Annotated in this window: 17 protein-coding genes and 1 pseudogene; 9 read left to right on the top strand and 9 right to left on the bottom strand. The window is 66.1% G+C overall.

Translation table 11 applies throughout. The features are described from left to right. Window position 1: 1 nt before the first annotated feature. The 6 genes and pseudogenes from PKO50_RS08850 to PKO50_RS08825 form a co-directional block, all read left to right on the top strand. On the top strand, window positions 2–889 hold the full coding sequence (locus PKO50_RS08850; protein WP_275629384.1) for a rhodanese-like domain-containing protein: 888 nt from the start codon (window positions 2–4) through the stop codon (window positions 887–889). 108 nt (window positions 890–997) lie between these two features. Continuing rightward, window positions 998–3,178, top strand: a complete 2,181-nt coding sequence (locus tag PKO50_RS08845) for a TonB-dependent siderophore receptor (RefSeq protein WP_275629383.1) — start codon at window positions 998–1,000, stop codon at window positions 3,176–3,178. Window positions 3,179–3,189: 11 nt separating this feature from the next. Further along, window positions 3,190–3,783 (top strand): nicotinamide riboside transporter PnuC, encoded by a 594-nt coding sequence (gene pnuC, locus PKO50_RS08840; protein WP_275629382.1) that lies wholly within the window; start codon window positions 3,190–3,192, stop codon window positions 3,781–3,783. Beyond that, window positions 3,780–4,526 carry a UTRA domain-containing protein gene (locus PKO50_RS08835; protein WP_275629381.1) on the top strand — a complete coding sequence of 249 codons (747 nt, stop codon included), beginning with the start codon at window positions 3,780–3,782 and terminating at the stop codon, window positions 4,524–4,526. The genes pnuC and PKO50_RS08835 overlap by 4 nt, the downstream gene beginning before the upstream one ends. 307 nt (window positions 4,527–4,833) lie before the next feature. Further along, entirely contained in the window at window positions 4,834–5,295 is a 462-nt protein-coding gene (locus tag PKO50_RS08830; RefSeq protein WP_275629380.1) for a DUF3574 domain-containing protein, read from the top strand. Between the two features lie 109 nt (window positions 5,296–5,404). Next, a pseudogene (locus PKO50_RS08825) lies at window positions 5,405–5,548 on the top strand (IS5/IS1182 family transposase); the annotation flags it as partial. 178 nt (window positions 5,549–5,726) lie between these two features. Here the strand turns inward: PKO50_RS08825 and PKO50_RS08820 are convergent. Beyond that, a complete protein-coding gene (locus PKO50_RS08820; protein WP_275629379.1) occupies window positions 5,727–6,194 on the bottom strand; it encodes a GNAT family N-acetyltransferase in 468 nt (155 codons plus the stop codon). Window positions 6,195–6,427: 233 nt separating this feature from the next. Here PKO50_RS08820 and PKO50_RS08815 point away from each other — a divergent pair, with 233 nt between their 5' ends. Further along, window positions 6,428–6,682 (top strand): hypothetical protein, encoded by a 255-nt coding sequence (locus tag PKO50_RS08815; RefSeq protein ID WP_275629378.1) that lies wholly within the window; start codon window positions 6,428–6,430, stop codon window positions 6,680–6,682. Here the strand turns inward: PKO50_RS08815 and PKO50_RS08810 are convergent. The 8 genes from PKO50_RS08810 to PKO50_RS08775 form a co-directional block, all read right to left on the bottom strand. Continuing rightward, entirely contained in the window at window positions 6,679–7,269 is a 591-nt protein-coding gene (locus PKO50_RS08810) for a histidine phosphatase family protein (protein ID WP_275629377.1), read from the bottom strand. The two genes, PKO50_RS08815 and PKO50_RS08810, sit on opposite strands and share 4 nt — an antisense overlap. A gap of 14 nt (window positions 7,270–7,283) precedes the next feature. Continuing rightward, window positions 7,284–7,739, bottom strand: coding sequence for a DUF3574 domain-containing protein (locus PKO50_RS08805; RefSeq protein ID WP_064583471.1), 456 nt, complete (start codon window positions 7,737–7,739; stop codon window positions 7,284–7,286). Then, window positions 7,739–9,100, bottom strand: a complete 1,362-nt coding sequence (locus PKO50_RS08800) for an APC family permease (RefSeq protein ID WP_275629376.1) — start codon at window positions 9,098–9,100, stop codon at window positions 7,739–7,741. Before PKO50_RS08800 ends, PKO50_RS08805 begins: the two co-directional genes overlap by 1 nt. Window positions 9,101–9,143: 43 nt before the next feature. Continuing rightward, window positions 9,144–11,534 (bottom strand): TonB-dependent receptor, encoded by a 2,391-nt coding sequence (locus PKO50_RS08795; protein ID WP_275630444.1) that lies wholly within the window; start codon window positions 11,532–11,534, stop codon window positions 9,144–9,146. A gap of 450 nt (window positions 11,535–11,984) precedes the next feature. Further along, complete coding sequence (locus PKO50_RS08790; RefSeq protein WP_064583474.1) at window positions 11,985–12,650, bottom strand: sulfite oxidase-like oxidoreductase; 666 nt, start codon at window positions 12,648–12,650, stop codon at window positions 11,985–11,987. A gap of 10 nt (window positions 12,651–12,660) precedes the next feature. Beyond that, window positions 12,661–13,713, bottom strand: coding sequence for a substrate-binding domain-containing protein (locus PKO50_RS08785; protein WP_275629375.1), 1,053 nt, complete (start codon window positions 13,711–13,713; stop codon window positions 12,661–12,663). A gap of 22 nt (window positions 13,714–13,735) precedes the next feature. Continuing rightward, entirely contained in the window at window positions 13,736–14,758 is a 1,023-nt protein-coding gene (locus PKO50_RS08780; protein ID WP_275629374.1) for an ABC transporter permease, read from the bottom strand. Beyond that, window positions 14,751–16,304, bottom strand: a complete 1,554-nt coding sequence (locus PKO50_RS08775) for a sugar ABC transporter ATP-binding protein (RefSeq protein WP_275629373.1) — start codon at window positions 16,302–16,304, stop codon at window positions 14,751–14,753. The genes PKO50_RS08780 and PKO50_RS08775 overlap by 8 nt, the downstream gene beginning before the upstream one ends. An 887-nt stretch (window positions 16,305–17,191) precedes the next feature. On the opposite strand from PKO50_RS08775, the gene PKO50_RS08770 reads away from it, so the two are divergent. Together PKO50_RS08770 and PKO50_RS08765 are read left to right on the top strand one after the other, a co-directional pair. Then, entirely contained in the window at window positions 17,192–18,244 is a 1,053-nt protein-coding gene (locus tag PKO50_RS08770; protein WP_275629372.1) for an AraC family transcriptional regulator, read from the top strand. A 146-nt stretch (window positions 18,245–18,390) separates the two neighbouring features. Next, window positions 18,391–20,721, top strand: a complete 2,331-nt coding sequence (locus PKO50_RS08765) for a TonB-dependent receptor (protein ID WP_275629371.1) — start codon at window positions 18,391–18,393, stop codon at window positions 20,719–20,721. Window positions 20,722–20,727: the final 6 nt, after the last annotated feature.

Below are 20,727 nucleotides of genomic sequence, written 5' to 3'. Positions count from 1 at the left end.
AATGAGCCACGCTCTCCCCGGCCCGTTGGTGGACGCCGCCTGGCTGGCCCAGCGCCTGGCCGAACCCCGTCTGCGCCTGCTGGACGCCAGTGTCGAGTTGCCCGCCCCCGGATTCGACGGCGACTATCGGGTGGCCAGTGGCCGCGCGGGCTGGCTCGCCGAACACCTGCCCGGCGCCCGCCATGCCGATCTGCTGCATAAGCTGGCCGACACCACGGCGGGCTTCAGCTTCGCCCTGCCGCCAGTACCGGTCCTGCTGCAAGGTTTGCAGACGCTGGGCCTGGGCGACGACTCGCTGATCGTGATCTACGACCGCAGCGACGGCTTCTGGGCCGCACGCCTGTGGTGGACCCTGCGCAGCCTCGGCATTAGCGCCGCGGTGCTCGACGGCGGCCTGCGCGCCTGGCGAGTAGCAGGCCTGCCGCTGGCCAGTGGCGAGGAAACGGATTACCCGGCTGGGCAACTGAGCGTGCAGGTGCAGTACCGCCCCGGTTTCTGGATCGAACGCGACGGCGTCGAGGCCGTGGTTGCAGGGCGCGCCCCTGGCACCCTGGTCTGTGCCCTGTCAGCCGGCTTGTTCGACGGCAGCGCGGTGACCCGCTACGCCCGTCGCGGACACATCCCTGGTAGCCGCAACCTGCCGGCGCGCACTTTGTTCGAGGACGACGGCCGTTACCGCCAAGGCGCGGCCCTGGCCGCGGCCTGCAGCGTGCTCGACACGGCGCCGGAACCGATCGTCCTCTATTGCGGCGGCGGCATTTCCGCCGCCGCCAACGCCCTCGCCCTGACTCTGCTGGGCCGCGAGCGGGTAGCGATCTATGACGGCTCGCTACAGGAATGGGCCGCCGAAGCGCGTCTGCCAATGACCACCGGAGCAGCTCCGGCCTGAAGCCCCCCGGGCGATCACGTCCATTCATCCATGGCCATCCGTTTCCGCGGAAGGGGCACGCCCCACGCATTTCCGCCGCACGCCATGGCGACTCTCAGGAGCGCTCCAATGCAGCACCCCACGCGCACAACGCCCAGCGCGCACCCGCGATTCCCCCTCAGCCTGCTGGCCCTGGCCTTGCTGCTGAGCAGCGAGCCCGGCCGAGCCGAGGAAACCACCACCCTGGAGGCGGTGACCGTGCTCGGCCAGGACCAGGACAGCTATGCCAGCGACCGCGCCTCGGTCGGCGGTTTCGGCGACGCGTCACTGCTCGACACCCCGGCGAATATTTCGGTGTACAACGAAGCCCTGCTCAAGGATCAGCAGGCGCGCCTGCTCAGCGACGTGCTGAAGAATGACGCTTCCAGCGGCGAGGCCTACGCCCCGGTCGGCTACTACGAGAACTTCCAGATCCGCGGCTATTCGTTGAACGCCGCCAGCAGTTACAAGATCAACGGCCGTACCATCGCCGGCGAGCAGAACGTGGCGTTGGAGAACAAGCAGCAGGTGGAAGTGCTCAAGGGCCTTTCCGGTCTGCAGAGCGGCGTTTCCGAACCCGGCGGGCTGGTCAACTACGTGACCAAGCGCCCCACGGACGTACGCTCGGTGACGTTGGAAACCAACGAACAGGGCGAGCGCTACCTGGCCACCGACCTCGGTGCCTGGCTCGACGCCGAGCAGACCGTCGGCGTGCGGGTGAACCTGGCCCACGAGGACATCCGCTCGTACATCGACCATACCGATGGCAAACGCGATTTCGCCTCCCTGGCGCTGGACTGGAACCTCTCGCCGCAGGCACTGTGGCAGTTCGACGTCGAGTACCAGAACCGCCAGCAGCCTTCGGCGCCCGGCTACCAGTTGCTGGGCGGCACGGAGCTGCCCCATGGCATCGACCCGCATGACCGCATCGGCTACCAGCGCTGGGCGAAGGACGTGGGTATCGAGTCGCTGAACCTGCAGACCCGCTTCGAGTACCGTTTCGACGACAACTGGAACGCCAGCCTGAGCGCTTCGCGCAGCCGCGTGGTGATCGACGACTACAGCGCCTTCCCCTGGGGTTGCTACGGCGCAGCCAGCTGCGCCGACTCGGCGGTGCCCAACTACTTCAGCCCCGAGGGCGACTACGATCTCTACGACTTCCGCAGCCCCGACGACACCCGCCGCAACGACGAGGCCGAGGCTGCCCTGCACGGCGAGCTTGCCAGCGGCCCGCTGCGCCACCAACTGACCATTGGCACCTCGGCGTTCCGCCGCATCCTCGACAGCCGCCCGGAACTCAACGAGTGGGTCGGCAGCGGCAACATCTACACCGGCATCGACGCGGTGGCGCCATTCGACGGCGAGGCGGGACACACCTACCGACACCTGGACAGCCGCCAGTACGGCCTGTTCGCCAGCGACCGCATCAGCTTCGACGAGCGCTGGCAACTGATCCTCGGCGGCCGCCAGGTGCGCCTGGACGAACGCAGCTTCGACGCCGACGGCGACACCGCCCGGCATACCCGCCGCTCGCTGTTCCTGCCCAACGCTGCGTTGGTATTCAAACCGCGCGCCGACCTGTCACTGTACGGCAGCTACAGCAAAGGCCTGTCCCTGGGCGGCACGGCACCCTGGTTCGCCAGCAACGCCGACGAGACGCTGGCGCCGACCACCTCGCGCCAGTGGGAGTTGGGCATCAAGCAGGACCTCGGGCGCATCAACTGGAACGCCGCCCTGTTCCAGATCCACCAGGCCTACCAGTTCGCCCGGCCCAACGGCGACGGCACCTTCACCTACGTGCAGCAGGGTCAGCAGAAGAACACCGGGCTGGAGCTCTCGGCCAGCGGCCGGGTGAGCCCCGACCTGCAGTTGAGCGCCAGTGCCGCGGCCATCCGTTCGCGCGTCGAGAACACCGGTACCACCGACTACGAAGGCCACCAGGCGATCAACGTGCCACGCCTGCGCGCCAGCCTCAGTGCCGACTACTCGGTACCCGGCGCGCCCGGCCTGGCCCTGCTCGGCGGCGCGCGCTACAGCGGCGCCAAGTACGCCGATCGCGACGGCGCGGTAGAAGTCGGCGGCTACACCGTGTATGACCTCGGCGCGCGCTACAGCACACGGGTCGGCGACTACCCCGCAGTGCTGCGGCTGGTCGTGGACAACCTGTTCGACAAGCGCTACTGGCGCGACGTCGGCGAATATTTCGGCGACGGCTACCTGTTCCAGGGCGCCCCGCGCACCGCGCGGCTGTCGGCCACCGTCAACTTCTAAGGAAAGCGAGCATGTCACCCCTGGAAATCTTCGCAGTGATCGTCAACGTCCTCGGCGTCTGGCTGACCGCCCGGCGCATCCGCTGGTGCTGGCCGGTGAACGTGGTGGCAGTCCTGCTGTACGCCTGGATCTTCTACAGCGTGAAGCTGTATTCGGACATGCTGCTGCAACTGGTCTTCGTACTGTTGCAGGGCTACGGTTGGTGGCAGTGGAGTCGCGGCGCCACGCCCCAGGGCAAGGTGCGGGTGGAACGCCTGCCCTTCGCCGTGGCCGCGCGCAGTAGCCTGGCCGGTGCCGTCGGCGCCCTGGCCCTGGGCTGGGCGATGCACAGCTACACCGATGCCAGCGTGCCCTGGCTGGACTCGGCGCTGACCGCCTTCAGCCTGGTGGCGAGCTTCTGGGCTGCGCGCAAGTATGTCGGCAGCTGGTGGCTGTGGATCGTCCTCGACGTGATCTACACCGGGGTGTTCCTGTACAAGGCCCTGTACCTCACCGCCGGGCTCTATGCCGGCTTCGTGGTCCTGGCGATCTACGGCCTGCTGGCGTGGCAACGCGAGCTACGCACCGAGGACGGCGCCCCGGCGCTGGTCGCCAGCCAGCCATGAACATCGGCGCCAGAGTGCTCTACCAAGCCATCGCTCCACACTACGCGCGCATCCGCGACCAATTGGCCGCGGACATCGCCTGCGGCCGCTTCCTCGCCGGCGAGAAGCTGCCGCCGGAACGCGACCTCGCCGCACGCTTCGGCTGCACCCGGGTGACGCTGCGCCAGGCCCTGCAGCAGTTGGAGACCGAGGGCCTGATCTACCGCGAGAACCGTATCGGCTGGTTCCTCTGCCCGCCGCGCATCCACTACGACCCGACGCGCCTGGTCAGCTTCATGGACTACGTGCGCCTGCAAGGCCGCGAGCCGCTCACCGAGTGCCTCAGTGCCGAACGCCGGCGCGCCGGCTCCTGGCTGGCGGCGCGGATGAACCTGGCCTCGGCCGACGAGCCGGTGTTCCAGCTGCACCGCCGGCGGCTCATCGACGGCCGCCCGGTGCTGGTGGAGATCAATACCCTGCTCGCCCGCTGGTGCCCGGATCTGCTCGACGCGCGCCTGGACTGCTCGCTGACCACCCTGCTGCGTGAGCGCTTCGGCAAGGTGCAGACGCGTTGCAGCCTGAGCCTGCGCCTGGGCACGGTGAACGAGGAACAGGCCGAGTTGCTGCAACTGGGCGCCGGTGCCAGCAACCTAGTGCTGGAACGCCTGAACTACGCGGAGGACGACCTGCTGGTGGAACTCGACCAGGAGTTCTGGCGGCCCGACGCGGTGACGGTGGCGGTCGAAGCGCAGTACCCGAGCTGATGGCGCGTACAGGCTTCATCCTTCACCGCAGTTTCCCTGAGACGTTGCTGTGGAGAGCGCCGACAACATCATCGACCACGCCCGCGACCAGGCACGTCCCATGGCCTACCTGGCGGCCACCTATGCCGAACACCTGGACCAAGACTCCCCTCAAAAGCAAAAGCCCCGGCGGCTTTTCTCTCTGGATAACTCAAAAAACGAATATAAAAATACTTTTTAAGTATTTATAGAGATAAAACGACACCCTCTATAGTGGCGTGTTCCCGTTTCGCCGGTCCCAAGAACAGCCACCACAAGGATGCCCCTCATGTACCGCCCCCTGCTCGCCGTCGGCCTCACCCTGGCGCTGTTCGGCTGCGCCGGCACACCTGCTCCCGCCGTGCACACCACCAACCCCAGCAGCTCCAGCCTGCAAGGTGACAGCAGTCGTCCGGACCAGGCGCAATGGTTGCGGACCGAGCTCTACTTTTCGCTGGGTCCGCTTACCGCGGACAAGGGACGGATCGACGAGCAGCGCTGGCGGCGCTTCCTCGACGAGGAAGTCACCTCGCGCTTTCCCGACGGTTTCACGGTATACGACGCCTACGGCCAGTGGCGCGACCACGGCGCCGCCGAGCCGGAGCGACTGGCCACCAAGGTGATCGTGATCCTCCATCCCGACAACGCCGGCAACCACGAGAACATCGAGGCGATCCGCCTGGCCTGGAAACGCATCACCGGCGACCTTTCGGTGCTACGCCTGTCACAGCCGGCACGGATTTCCTTCTGATGGACGAATACCGCGAAAGACGTGAGCGGGCGAGTGAGATAGACCAGTTACTGCCGCATCAATGGACGCCTGCCTGAATCACGCAAGGTGAGTTGGGCAGGCACTCACGATCAAGCGGCAGTTTAGTTACACCAAGGTGCGTTTCCGAAGATTGGCCAAGAATGCCGCGCAAATGGTGACGCTGTTCGCCCTGTCGAATCTGTGGATGGCTCGCCGACATTTGCTGGCCGGCGCAGGAGAGGTGCGTCTGTAGTGCAAAAGATGGCCACCGAGGGTCGCTCGACGGCCAAGAAATCGGTAGCGCTCGGACGATCTGGCGGTTTTGGATCGTTTGGCCGCCTTCAAAAATTGGCGGGCACTGAAGTCAGCCGAAAATACCAGGCTATTTCAGACCATCCCTAATGGAGTCGCTCGACACCTTGGCGCTTCGGCTAGTCTACGAGTGATTTAACCATCTGCACGCAATCCGATTTACCGCTCATATACTCGGCGTTATCCCACACCTGAGTTTGCCAACTCATTTTCTTGTAGAACCCAACAGCATCAGGAGCTGCGTTGACGAGCAAGACCTCTAGGAAAAGGCGATGCGCGTAGTCCTCGACTAGTTCGGACAGGATGCGGCCGTGTCCTTGGCGCTGATCAGAAAGCGAAATAGCTACTAACCGCACAATACCCCTTCCTCGACCATAATCATCTAACCTGGTGGTGCCTATAGGGCGGCCTGCAAGCTTAAGAAGCAATGGGTGGTTAGAAATAGCGTATTCGTCCGGCAGATTGGAGTTGTAGTTATACTTGCCCCTTTCCTCCCAGAGCACTCGGCGGCGAATATCGTGGTACGCCTGCCAGTCGGCTTCGAGCGATACTTTGAGAAGAGCATAATCCGTCTCTTTGTCCTTCAATCGACACTCCTGAGACAACCGCCGTGTATGACTCATGAAAGCCTAACACCTCTGGATCTAGACGGGGGGCTGTATCCGAGTCCATGCCGCGACTGGAATGGAATGTGAGTTCACCGCACGGTTACGAAGATCCAGCGCATCGAAGCGGTCAATGAACAGCTGACCCACGAGATCGCTCTGCTCAAGCTGTACAAGTTCGCCAACCCGAGGAACTTTCCGGCACCGCCCGGCGCTTGATGGAGAACTTCGCCGACTGGGGGTTCTTCCACGCCGCGGTCCCCACCTACGTGGGCGGCAGCATGTGCTTCGGCTGGGGCTCGAACAGCCCGAGGGCGCGGGCCACCGATCTCGCCACACTGCGCCAGCGCCTGCACGACAGCGGCCTGGCAACGCGCTACTACAACGCCGAAGTGCACCAGGCAGCGTTCGCCCTGCCGCAGTACATGCGAGCGCTGGTCGACGCCGGAATGTCCGGCGCAGGCTCCTAGACAGTCAACGGGTCGCGCTCGGGGCAGGCGGGAACCCGCTCGAGCGTCAGTTGCAGGATGCCCGCGTTCGGCAACTGCCACTCGAAGAAGTCCGAGAAATCCTCCCGGACCAGGGCGCGAATGCACTTGCCGACGAAGCCATGGGCCACAAGCACAACCGAGCGTCCGGCGAAGCGCGACGACAGTTCTTCCAAGCCGCCCTGCACGCGCTCGACCACCTGGGCGATGGTCTCGCCGCCGGGCGGCGCCTCGGCCCAGCGCCGGGTGACGTTGCGCTCCCAGAGCGACGCATGGCGCGCACGGGCCTCGTCCCGGGTCAGCCCCTCGAAAACACCGACATCGCGCTCGCGGAACGCCGCCAAGGTGAATAGCGGCAGTGCCCGGTTCGCGAGAATCGCCTCGGCCGTCTGACAGGCACGCAGTAACGGCGAGACCACTATCGCATCCACTTCCGCCGGCAAGCGCGCGGCCAGTTCGCCGGCCTGGCGCAGGCCCTCGGCGCCCAAGGGTAGATCCAGCGCCCCCTGGTAGCGCCCCTCGGCATTCGCCTGGGTTTCGCCGTGCCGTATCACATGCAGTTCGATCATCTCCGCGTTCTCTCTCAACGTACCAGTTGGGGATTGTCCAACCGCTGCGCGGTCCAGTCATTATCGCTGGCCCGCACCGGCGCACTCACCTGCAGTACCGCGGTACCGAAACGCGCTCGGAAGTCCTCGCCTATCTGCGCCAGGGCCTGGCGGCTATAAAGATTGTCGGCGTGGATCACGATCAGCAGGCGCGACGGCAGCTTCTCCGGTTTGCCGCTGGGCCCGCGCCACTGGCCATGCAGGTCGAGCCAGCTGAGGCCGTCGGGGAAACGCGGGGTCACTTCGCGGGCGAGAAAGTCCTCCCACTGCGACAACTCCACCGCCTCCAGGTACAGCTCGGTGCGCAGCATACGCCGACCGCCGGCTTCACCGTTGGTACTGGCGGTCGGCTCGTTCAGCCAGAGACCGAATACCGCCACCAGCAGGATGACCAGAGCGCTATTGCGCCAGAGTACTTTCATGAGGCGCATCAAGCGCCCTCCTCCTGCCAGCTTTTCGCTCGCGCCATGCGTGGACGCAGGATCAGCTGCAGCACTGCGCCGAGCGCCAGCACCGCCACACCCAACAAAGCGCCCCAGCCCACGTAGGCCACGCTGGAATACAGCATGTACAGGCACACCATGAGGAAGCCCAGCGGCAGCCAAGGGTAGAGCGGCACGCGGATCGGTCGGGGTACGTCCGGGTGGCGGCGGCGCAGAACGATCAACGCCACGCTGCTCAGGCCAAGGAACAGCCAGTACACCGGGGTCATGTACTCCACCAGGGTGTTGAAGCCGTGGCCGCTCCAGCCGCCCACCACGATCAGCAGGAGCGCCACCACGCCTTCGGCCAGCAACGCGGCACGCGGTACGCCATGGCGTATGTCCCAGCGGCCGAGTACGCCCAGTGCCGGCACATCTCGTGCGGCCGCGTAAGTAGTGCGGCTGCCGACGATGAGCGTCGAGTTGATGCTGGCGACGGCGGAAACCACCACCACCGCCATGATCAGGCCGACGCCCGGAGCACCGAAGGCCAGCCCCAGCAGTTCCAGCGCCGGTGCGCCACTGGCCGCGAGACCATCGAAACCCAGGCCGCGAATGAATGCCCAGTTCAGCGCCAGGTAGATCAACAGCAAGGTTGTCAGCGCGCCGAGCATGGCGGTGAAGATGCCCCGGCGGTTGTCGCGCAACTCCGACGACAATGTGGCCGCATCGCTCCAGCCGCCAAAGGCGAGGAAGACGTAGATCAGCGCGGCGGAGAAGCCGGCGACGCCCGCCTGCTCCGACTCGACCGGCCCCAAGGCGGGCGGTGCGAAACCACGCCACTCCAGCCACAGACCGGCTCCGACGATACCAAGGAAACCCGCTGCTACCAGAGCGACCAATCCGGCCTGGGAGCCGAGGCTGACACGCCATCCGATGAGGTTGAGCGCCACCAGCGCGGTAACCAACCCGGCCGCCAGCAGCACGTTACCCAGTTGCCCGAGGCCCAGCAGGGCGCTGAAGTGATCGGCGAAGAGGAACGCCATCAGCGCGATCCATCCGGTATGCAGGATGGCGAAGCGCGACCAGGCAAACAGGAAGCCCACCCGCTGGCCATAGGCGCGTTCGAGGAAGTGGTAGTCGCCGCCGGGATGGGCAAAGGCGCTGGCCATCTCCACGTAGCACAGTGCGCCGAGCATCGATAGCGCGCCGCCCAGCACCCAGACAAGATAGAAGTGCTCGGCGCCGACGTTGAGCGCGACCGTGGGCGCGGTCTTGAGGATATCGCTGGTGATGACCATGCCCAGGGTCAGCAACAGCGCGTGGATGGAACCCAGATGTCGACGTGGGCCGGTGACGGCTTCGCTCATGTGTCAGCTCCGCAAGATGAAGGGCCGAGAACGGCCCCTGCGGTCAGAACGCGTAGGTCGCGCGGGCGTAGTAGTAGGCGCCGTTGGAGCCGATCGGCGAGAGCACGTCATACGGTAGGTTGCCGCCGTAGTTGATTGCCGAGCTGGAGCGTTCCGGGTAGTTGTCGGTGAGGTTGTTGCCGCCCACCGCCAGGCTGAACTGCGGGGTGAACTTGTAGGCCACCTCGGCATCCAGCTGCCACACCGCGCCGTAGGTCTGCTCCGGGTGGTCGCCGTCGCCGAAGTCGAAGACCCGGGTGGTCTTGCCCTGGCGGGTCAGGCGGCCGAGCAGGTTCCACTGCTGGTTGGCCCAGGTGCCGGTGAGCACGAAGCGGTCACGTGGCGCGGCGTCGGTGAGGGTATTGCGCTCCTCCACCCCGACCAACGCATCCTCCCCGACGCCCAGGGCACTGAGCTGCGAGGGCGTGCCCTTGGTACTGCGCACCTTGGTGTGGTTGTAGGTGTAGGCGGTGGTCAGGCCAAACTGTCCGCCTACCAGTGGCTGGTGGTAGTTGAGCACCAATTCGGCGCCATCGGTGCGGGTGTCGGCGGCGTTGGTGAAGAAGTTCACGTCGTGCACGCCGGCCACACCGAAGTTGTCTTGCACGAACTGCTCCAGGGCATCGCCACCGATGCGCTGGGACAGGGTGATGCGGTCGTCGACGTCGATGCGGAATACGTCGAAGGACAGATCGAAGCGCTCGTTCAGCTGCGCGGTTAGGCCCAGGCTGAAGTTCTTCGAGATCTCCGGGTCCAGGCTTTCGGCGCCCAGCGCACGGGCGATGGGGTCGTTCACCGAGAGCACGCGGATGTCGGTCAGCGTCCCGCCGTCGCCGAAGTTGCTGGTGGTGTTCTGGAAGCCGACCTGGGCCAGTGACGGGGCGCGGAAGTTGGTGGAGGCGGCGCCGCGCAGGGCCAGCACCGGGGTCAACTGGTAGCGCCCGCTGAGCTTGCCGGTGAGCTTGCTGCCAGCGTCGTCATAGCGCTCCCAGCGCGCCGCGGCATCGACGAAGAGGCGCTCGGTGAGGTCGCCGGAAAGGTCGACGTAGGTGCCGAACACATTGCGGTCGATGTTGACCGTCTCGCTAGGCCGCAGGCCGTTGGCGCCATCGGCGCCGGTACCGACATAGGAAGCCTCGTCACCGGCGCTGGTGCGGTAGTTCTCGTAGCGGTACTCGCCGCCCAGGGCCAGCACGAAGGGCCTCCCGGCCAGGCTCAGCTCGCGGCTCAGGTCGAGGTTGGCGACACTCTGGCGCAACTCGTAGTCACCAGTGTCGAAGCGCGTCGGCGTGTCTTCGCCAAGGGAGGCGTTGAGCGTATTGCGGGTCGCCGACTCGAAACGGTTGCGACCGTGGGTGAGGCTGGCGTCGTAATCCCAGGCGTCGGCGATCTGCCCCTTGTAGCCGGCGCTGGCGGAAAGATCTGTGTTGTCGCCCAGGGACTGCGGCAGATAGCCGTTGGGGTAGATGTCCGGCTGCTCATAGGGGTAGCGGTAGAACTCCGCGCCAGTGGTGTGGCGCTGGTTGTACAGGCCGAAGGCATAGGCCTTGCCGTCGCCCAGCGGCAACTCGCCATTGAACCAGGCATTGGTATCGCGGGCCACGCCGTCGCCCATCACGTAGTTGCGCTGGCCGGGAGTGTCGGCAAAGCCGTCGAAGCCGGCGCGGTTGGTCGGGTTGCGGTCGATGTACTCGGTGCCGCCACGGATGAAGCCGCCCTCCTCGCCCAGCCGCGTGCCTATCTTGGCGCTGCTGTAGGCGTTCTGCCCGTCGGTGGTGGTGCGATGAATGGCGTCCTGGTGGGTGTGATAGGCGCCGTAGCTGGTGGAGACCTCGCCGCCTTCGGGGGCGTCGTCGAGGATGATGTTGATCACCCCGGCTATGGCGTCGGAACCGTACTGGGCGCCGGCGCCATCGCGCAGTACCTCGATGCGCTTGATGGCGCTGATGGGGATTGAGTTGAAGTCCACCGGGGCGGTGCCGCGGCCGATCTTCGACGAGTCGTTGACCAGCGCCGAAGTGTGCTGGCGCTTGCCGTTGATCAGCACCAGCACCTGGTCCGGGCTCATGCCGCGCAGTTGTGCGGCACGCACGTGGTCGGCGCCGCCGGAGTTGGACTGGCGCGGGAAGTTGAAGGACGGCAACAGCGTCGCCAGCGCCTGGCCCAACTCGCCGCCCACGGTGCCGGTGGACCTGAGGTCCTCCGCGGTGAGCACGTCGACCGGTACCGGTGAATCGAGCAGGGTGCGGTGGTTGCCGCGGGCTCCAGTGACCAGCACGGTGTCGAGCTTGGTGGCGGTCTGGCTGCTGTCGGCGGCTTCATCGGCGCGCACTGGCGCCTGCGCGATGACGGCGGTCACCGCGAGAGTGAGGAGGGAACGGGAAAACACGCGAATTACTCCTGTAGTCGCTCATAGAGCGCCACACGCCGTTGGCGGCCTGTCCGGCACTCCGCTTTGCAATGCTGGCGGTTTGTAGTGGTTATGTGTCGAGTGCAAGAGAAACCGCGAGCGACCGCTTTGCGGGCAAAGACAGTGCTCGGGAAATCGTCGTTGTTGTGGTCGGAACCATGCGCGTGAGGCGTTCCGGTCCGACTTCTCGTGGTGCTGGCCGTCCCTGGCCAGATGGGGAATTACGGGAGCGATGCTAATGAATGTAACAACGACCTAAAAATAATAAAAAACGCTTTACTTATAACGACCTTGCCTGTTCAAAAAACAACACCAACAGTGTTGGAGTGGCAACAGCCCGGCCCTCGGCCGGGCTACCCCAAACGCAAAAAGACCACTTCCCGTTACGGCTAGCGGCCTTTTGCGCAAACTTCGGAAGTTGTCGCCAAGCAACTTTCAGTCGAACGCCTTGCGCACCCACTCATCCTCGGGAATATCCAGCGCCTCGCCGGAAAAGCGTTCTTCGCGGAATGGATCGGCATCGTTGTGGAAGCCGTTACGCTCCCAGAAGCCGGCCTCGTCGTTGTCAAGGAACTCCAGCTCACGCAGCCACTTGGCGCTCTTCCAGAAATAGCGCCCGGCCACCACCAGGCGCAGCGGCCAGCCGTGAGCCGGGGTCAGTGGTCGGCCGGCATAGCCGGTAGCCAGCAGGCTGTCCTCGCGTAGCAGGTCGTCGAGCCGCAGGTTGGTCTGGTAGTCCGGGTCGGCGTGGGCCATGACGAACGCGCCACGCGGCCGCAGGCCGTAATGCCGCAGCAGGTCGCCCAGGTGCACGCCCCGCCAAGCGGTATCGAACTTCGACCAGCGCGTGACGCAGTGGATGTCGCAGACCAGCTCACGCTGCGGCAGCACAGCCAAGTCGGCCAGGCCCAGTTCGAGTTGGCCGGACAGAGCGCCCCCCAAGCGCAGGCGCCAGGTGGCCGGGTCGTAGTGGGGAATCTCGCCCTCGTGGAGGATCGGGAAGCGCTCGGTGAGCACCTGGCCGGGCGGCAGGCGCTCACCGAGCTCGGGGTTCGCCGGCGGGTTGCGGCTGTTGCGCAGGCGCCGGGCCTTGTCGTGCATCGTCCGCACCTCAGTCGGCCAGGGGAATCCAGGGCGCGCGGGCGACCTGGGCTGCCTCGCCGAAGGCCGGCACCTTCTTCGCCAGGTCGCGGATGTTGCGTACGTCCAAGTCCAGCAGTTGCTGGCGGGTGATCAGCGTCGGCGGCACCAGAACGTGCTCGCCGGGGTTCTGTCCGGCGATGCGCAACGCCAGACTGCGTACGCTGATGGCCCCGGCCACTTCCGGATTGACCGCGGCGGTGGCGGCCCAGGCGCTGTTCGGCTCCTTCATGATCTGGATGTCGGCGGTGGAGATGTCGGCGCTGTAGATCTTCACCTTGTCGCTCAGTCCTGCTTCGTCCACGGCGATCTTCACGCCCTTGGCGAACTCGTCGAAGGGCGCGAAGAACACCTTGATGTCCGGGTTGGCGCGCAACACCGCGCTAGCCTGGTCGGCCACCGAGTTAGCGATAGGCGGGTTGAGGGTGCCGAAGCGAGCTCTCTCGACGATGCCCGGGTTGGCGGCCTTGACCTGGCGCCAGATCTCGTCGCGGCGCTCCATGGGGGTGAAGCCGTCGATGTACACGTAGCCGGCCGGGAACGCCGCGCCGTTGTCGTGCAGCGCCTGCTGCAACGCCAGGCGTGCCAGTTCGCGGTGGTCCTGCTCGACCTGGGTGACGCGCGGGTCGTTGGCCTCAACGTCGAAGGTGACCACCTTGATGCCCTTGGCCAGCGCCTTGTCGATGGAATCCTTGAGTGTCTCGGCCAGGCCGAGCTGGACGATGATGCCGTCCACCCCCAGGTCGATGGCCTGTTCGAGCATCTCACGCTGGGTAGCGGCCTGCTGCCGAGCGTCGAACACCCGCAGCTTCACATCCAGTGCCTTGGCCTGCCTCTCCACGCCTCGCAGGTAGGCTTCGGGAAAGTCGCCGGAGAACAGGAAGCCAACCAGAGCGATCTGCACGCCCCCCTTGTCGAAGGGCGCTGGCGCACCGGGCAAGCCGGCGGCATCGGCGCTGATGGCGGAGAGCAGCAGACCGGCGGCGCATAGCGCGCGCAGGCCACGGGGAATTGGCAGGTTCATCGGAAGATCCTTTTTCAGGGGCTCAGGGCATGCGTTGCGCCAGGCCGAAAGTGAACATCAGCGCTGCCACCAGCACCGCGCCCTTGACGAAGTCCTGGGCGTAGTACGGTGCGTTGAGCATGGTCAGGCCGTTGAGGAGGGTCGCCACCAGTACCGCACCGACCAGGGTGCCAAAGGCGTTGGGCTTGCGTGCGCCGAGCACGGCGAAGCCGATCAGCGCGGCGCCCAGGGCGTCGAGCACCAGGCCATTGCCGGAACTGACGTCGCCGCGTCCCAGGCGCGCCGCCAGCAGTAACCCACCGAGCGAGGCCAGCAGCGCCGAAAGCACGTAGGCCAGCAGCTTGTGGCGCTCCACCGCGGCGCCGGCCAGGCGCGCGGCCTGCTCGTTGCCGCCAATGGCGTAGAACAGCCGTCCAGGCCGGGTGCGCTCGAGGAACAACCACACCAGCAGCGCGCAGCCGAGCATCACCAGCACCGCCAGCGGCACCCTGCCCCAAAGCTGTGCGCGGCCCAGGGCCAGGAACCAGCCGGCGAAGGCGCCGGGAGCCTCGTCGCCGTTGGCCAGGGTCATGCCCACGGCGATCGAGCGCCCGCCGCTGGGAATCAATTGCAGGCCCAGTACCAGGAACATGCTGCCGAGGGTGGCGAGGATGTCCGGCACCCGCAGGCGCACGATCAGCCAGCCATTGAACAGCCCGACCAGAGTGCCCAGCGCCAGGCTCACGGCGATGGCGGCCAGGCCGCCCCAGTCCAGCACCACCATCACGTAGCTGGCGCTCATCAGGCTCAGGGCGGCGATCGCGCCGATGGACAGGTCCAACCCGCCCACGGCCATGCTCAGCGTCACGCCCAGAGCCAGCAGCGCCACTATCGAAACCGATTGCAGGATCAGGAACAGATTGCCCAGGCGCAGGAACGCAGGCTCCAGCAAGGCAAAGACGAATACCAGCAGCGCCAGAAGCAGAAGCAGCGCGTAGTGAATGAGGAAATCGAGCAGGCGCGCGGCGGGGTTCGCCGTTGCGCTCGCGGCGGCAGGTCTAGACACGCACGGCTCCTTGGCGCGGGCTATGAAGAGAGGCCGGCGGCGGCGTGCCGGCCAGGTGGGCGATGATGTCGGCGCGTAACAGGCCGGGGCGCGGAAGTTCCGCCACCACCGCGCCGTCGCGCACCACCAGCAAGCGGTCGGCGATCTCCAGGGCCTCGTCCGGGTCGCTGCAGATCACCAGGGTGGCGCGACCAGCCGCGCTCTCGCGAATGCGCCGACCGATGTCGCGGCGGGCCCGCACATCCACGCCCTGGAAGGGCTCATCGAGAATCAGCAAACGGCCGGTACCGAGCAGCCAGCGGCCGAGGATCACCTTCTGCTGGTTGCCGCCGGAAAGCAGTTCCAGCGGCTGCTCGATGCCCGGAGCCTTGATTCCCAGCGCCTGGACCTGCGCCTGTACCACCTCACGCTCGGCGGCAAGGTCAAGCAGCCCCCAGCGGCTGAAGCGCTGCAGGAACGGCAGAGTCATGCTGGCGCGCAGCGAGAATCCCGGCACTCGCGAGCAGCGCGCGCGATCCTCACCGGCCAGGAACACCCCGGCGTCGATGGCCTGCTTCGGCGAACGCGGCGCCCAAGGCCTGCCGTCGAGAAACATGTCGCCGGCATGCTGCCGGCGCAGGCCGAACAGCGTTTCGCCGATCGCACTCTTGCCGGCGCCGAGCAAGCCGGTGAGCGCGACGACCTCGCCAGCGCGCAGGTCCAGGTCGAAGGCGACACTGCGCGAATGCAGGCGCCAGGCGCGCAGAGCCAGGACCACCTCGCCGGACTCCGGGGCTTGCAGCGCCACCTCTTCGAGGCGCGAGCCGAGCATGGCGTCCACGGCGGCCGACAGGTCGAGGGGCGCCTCGAACGCGGTCACCAGGCGCCCGTCGCGCAATACCAGAGCGCGATCGGCCAGGCGTTGCAGATCGGACAGCCGATGGGAGATGTACAGAATGGCCACACCAGCTTCGCGTAGCCTCTCGATGAGGCCGAAGAGGCGCTCGGCTTCGAGGGTGGACAAGGCCGCGGTCGGTTCGTCCAGGATCAGCAGCCTGGGCTTCAGGGCCAGGGCGCGGGCCAGGATGACCAATTGCTGCTCAGCCGCGCCGAGGGACTCGATGGACGCCTGCAGCGGCAGACGCAGGTCCAGTCCGGCAGCGATTTCGGCGGCCCGGCGCAGCGCCGCGCGCGGGCTGAAGAAGGTCGCGCCGCGCGGCGCGCACAGCTCATCCAGCAGCAGGTTCTCGGCCACGCTCAACCCACGGACCACACCCTGCTCCACCTGCTGATGCACCGCGACCAGGCCCATGCGCCGAGCCTGCTGCGGTGACTTCAGATGCAGCGAACGCCCATCGATCGACAGTTCTCCGGCATCGTGGCGATGGCTGCCGGCGAGCACCTTGACCAACGTCGACTTGCCCGCCCCGTTGGCGCCAAGCAGCGCCAGGACCTCGCCCGGGCGAATCTCCAGATCGATACCCTCGAGCACCCTGGTCCCGGCAAACGACTTGCCCAGGCCTCGCAGGCGAATGAAGGAGGTGGCGGGAGCGGAACAGGAAGGCATGGGAAACTCAGGTATGCGGCGGAAGTGGCAAAAGCACCGTGACAGAGCCTTTGCCGGGAAATTACCGAGCATTCTTTTATAAGATACGAGCAGGTATCAACAAGCTTTCAATATCATTTAGGAATATATAAACAACCAGATTCCTGGCCAAGGGATGTCCGTTTACGGAGGCTTGCCGAACGCGGCTTTGCTCCCCCACGCCTCTGTTGCCGGACGCGCGCCTCCAGCCCTCGGGAACAATCAAGTCCAGGCGGATTCAGCCTGCTTCGCCATCAGGCCGACCTACCGGAAATCGTAGTTACAGGCCAACCCCAAGTCCGTTGGCTCCGCTTCGACTAGCACCGGCACGCACATACGGCTGCGCCTAGACGGAGCTTTGCCACTTGTGCTTGGCCGCTTCGATCTTGAGCTCTTCGGGGTAATGCCGGCAGCACATGACGCTTCCTGATGGGACTCGCCATGAGCCTGGAGGTATCGACGAAACCCAAGGAAAATCATTTCCCTACCCGCGCAACGACGGACCGTAGGCCACGAAACGGGCGCGAGGCTCACTTCGGATCAGCACCAGATCGCTCGGGCTTTCTCGCAGTGGCGGTCGAAGCAGGCAATCGCCTGGTCAAAGGAAATCCTCTTTTGCACGAAGCTGTCGGTAGCCGGGTAGCCCTGGGGGCCAGGCCATTGAATGTGCACCGTTATTAGATCTAAAAGTTATTTATAAAATAAAAATAATTCCTTTGTGAGCTAATCGAAACCTCCGATCATGCCGCTTTCGGCCCGACCCGCGACGCCTAGTCCGCGCTCCGGCGCCGCCCGCCTCGACCACGGGCCATCGGGAGGCAGTTCCCCATCAGGCCCACGTCCATTGAGCCACTGCGGAGGGGCATGACATGCATGCAGATACCATCGCCACCTGGGCCCAGGTCATCGCCCGCGCGCTGCAAGCCAACGGGTACGATCCCCGGCCGCTGTTGCGCAGCGCTGGAATAGACCCGGCACAGTTGCAGGACGCCAACCTACGCATTCCCCTGGCGCGCATGAGCGCCCTGTGGCGGGCGGTGGAGCGCACTACCGGCGATGCGAGTTTCGGTCTCGAAGTGGCAGCGCACAGTCTACCCACCGACTTCCACGGCCTGCTGTTCGCCCTGCAGAGCAGCGCCACCGTCGGCGAAGCCTTGGAGCGGGTGGTACGTTTCTCCTCGGTGGTCAGTACTTCCGGCCAGGTCAGCCTGGAACGTACTCCACAGGCGAGCCGCCTGGTCTATAGGCGCATCGCTGGTGTGCAGGTCGAGCAGATGGCTACCGAAGCCCTGCTGGCGTCCGGGCTGCGCCATGCCACGCCGATCTGGGGCCTGGGGGTGGTGTGCCGCGTGCATCTCATGCGCCCCAGCCCGGCCGATGCCCCGCGCTGGGAGCGCCTGTTCGGCTTCCCGTTGAGCTTCGGCGCCGAACACAACGCCGTGGACTATGACCCGCGCCTGCTCGAAGTGCCCCTGCGCGGCGGCAACAGCGAACTGGCGCGCACCCTCGACGGCAGCCTCAGCGACTACCTCGAACGCCTGGCGCGGCACGACCTGCCGGAGCAGGTCCGGCAGTCGATCATCCGCCAGATGCCGCGCGGCGAGGTGCAGCAGGCACTGGTGGCCGAAGAACTGGGCATGAGCGTGCGCAACCTGCATCGCCACCTCCAGCGCCACGCCACCAGCTTTACCGAACTGCTGGAGGACACCCGGCGGCAGTTGGCCTTCGACTACCTGCGGCAGTCCCGTTGCTCGGTCAGCGAAGTCTGCTACCGCCTGGGCTTCAACGAGCCCAGCAGCTTTAACCGCGCCTTCCGCCGCTGGACCGGGCAGACCCCGGGGCAGTGGCGCCAGCGCGAACTCGGCCAGGGCGCCACCTCATCTCCGGCGCCGAGGGCATCGGTCCTGGCGCTGGCGGTGTGAGGGAGCGCTGTCCGCAACGGACCATGGATTGTCCGCAAAAGCCCGTCCTTGCGCGCCGGGCAGTCCTAGCATCGGCAGCCAGAGGGGCATGAGCCCCCATCAAGCCGAACCCGCCGTGCGTGCCACGGCCCCTGCAAGGACAAGCCATGAGCAAGACCTTTTCCCACGCCGCCCGGGCGGGCCTGGCGTTGCATCCGTTGGCCCTGGCGCTGCTGCTGGCCATTGGCGCCGCCCAGGCGGCCGACGAGGACAGTGCCGCCGAAACCGAACCGCAAGTGCAGGCGGACACCCTGCAGAAAGTCACGGTCACCGCCCGGCGCCGCGAGGAGAACGCCCAGGACGTACCCACGCCGATCACCACCCTCGCCGGCGAAACCCTGGAGAAGCAGCGCATCTACAAGATCCAGGATCTGCAGCAGGCGCTGCCCAGCGTCAACGTCGCCTACATCCATGCCCGCCAGTCGAGCCTGGCCGTGCGCGGCATCGGCAACAACCCGGCCAGCGACGGCCTGGAAGGTTCCGCCGGCATCTACCTGGACAATGTCTACCTGGGCCGTCCGGGCATGGCGGTGTTCGACCTGATGGACATCGAGCAGCTCGACCTGTTGCGCGGCCCCCAGGGCACCCTGTTCGGCAAGAACACCACCGCCGGTGTGCTCAACATCACCACCCGCAAGCCGACCTTCACCCCTGAAAGCAGCGTCGAGGCCTCCGGTGGCGAGAACGGTTACTTCCAGGGCAAGGGCACCTTCTCCGGGCCGCTGACCGACACCCTGGCCGGGCGCCTGTCGGTGTACCGCAGCCGCGACGACGGCTACCTGAACAACCTCGCCGACAACCGCACCCTGCTCGGCGGCGAACGCGAAGGCGCGCGCGGCCAGTTGCTGTTCCAGCCCAACGACGATTTCAGCCTGCGCTGGATCAACGAATACAACAGCGAGAACTCCAGCCAGGGCAGCGGCGTGGTCTACGGCGCCTCCGACCTGTTCTGGCGCCGCGCCAGCCTGGTCGGCGCGCACCCGGTGCTGGGCAAGTCCAACATCGACGGCCGGCAGAACGTCAGCGTGCACCAGAACGCCTCCTCGCTGGAGGCCAACTGGCAGCTGGGCGGCGGCTACACCCTGACCTCCATCAGCGCCTACCGCTACTGGCACTTCAACCCGGCCAACGACTCCGACGAACTGGACGTGCCGGTGATCCGCGACCTCGGCTACGAGATCCATGACCGCCAGTTCTCCCAGGAAATCCGCCTGGCCTCTCCCACCGGCGGCGCCTTCGACTACGTGCTGGGCGCCTATGCTTTCAAGCAGGAGCTGAACAACCGCTACTTCGTCGACCTGGGGCCGCTGGCCGACCTCAACCTGATCGGCGCCAACCTCAATGCGCTGAACAACGTCAGCAGCACCAGCAAGGGCAGGATCGACACCGAAAGCTACGCGCTGTTCGCCCAGGGCACCTGGCACCTCACCGACAGGCTCGACTTCACCGCCGGCCTGCGCGGCACCTACGAGGAAAAACAGGCGCGGGTCAGGCGCTACGCCCCCGAAGGCGGCGCCGCGGTCAGCGGCTTGCCGGCGGCGGTACGCGCCAGCCAGGCGGGGGCCTACGATTCCGGCGACCTCGGCCTGCACAACGCCGCGCCCTCGGCGCTGCTCAGCCTGAGCTACAAGTTCGACGACAACCTGCTGGGCTACGCCTCGTTGTCCCATGGCGAGAAGTCCGGTGGGGTGAACCTTTCGGTCGGCAGCGCGCCCAGCGCCGGAGCAGATTCCCTCCTCGTCGGCCCGGAGCGCGCCAACGACGCCGAGCTGGGCATCAAGTCGACGCTGTTCGACCGTCGCCTGCTGCTCAACGCCAACCTGTTCTGGACCGGCATCCACGGCTACCAGGCCACCACCTACTACCAGCCGGCGGGCTCGGTGACCGGCTACCAGGTGCTAGCCAACGCCGGCAAACTGCGCTCCCGCGGCCTGGAGTTCGAGGCCACCGCCCTGCCGCTACGCGGCCTGACGCTGAACTTCAACGGCTCCTACAACGATGTCACCTACCTGTCGTTCAAGGATGCCCCCTGCCCCGCCGAAGTCAGCGGCCAGCCCGGCGCGCCGACCACCTGCGACCTCAGCGGCGAGCGGGTGATGGGCGCCTCGAAGTGGATCGCCAACCTCAACGGCGAATACAAGTGGCAACTGGCCGACAGCTTCGAGCCCTACGTCACCGCCAGCTACGCATACCGCTCCGAGGCCGAAGGCACCCTGGACAACTCCGACCTGTCGAAGATCCCCGGCTACGGCATCGCCAACTTCTCCGTGGGCCTGCGCCACGAGGTCGGCGACGGCCTGCTGGATGGCTCGCTGTGGGTGAAGAACGCCTTCGACAAGGAGTTCTACCAGGCGGTCATCGCCTCCTCCAACGGCCTCTACGTGGGCTATCCCGGACAGCGCCGGATGGCCGGCGTGACCTTGCGCTACGACTTCTGAGGTGAA

Origin of the sequence: Pseudomonas sp. 273, from assembly GCF_029201425.1 — a bacterium.
Taxonomy (GTDB): domain Bacteria; phylum Pseudomonadota; class Gammaproteobacteria; order Pseudomonadales; family Pseudomonadaceae; genus Pseudomonas; species Pseudomonas delhiensis.
The sequence above is the reverse complement of the archived record's forward strand: the minus strand, read 5'-3'. Positions and strand labels throughout refer to the sequence as shown.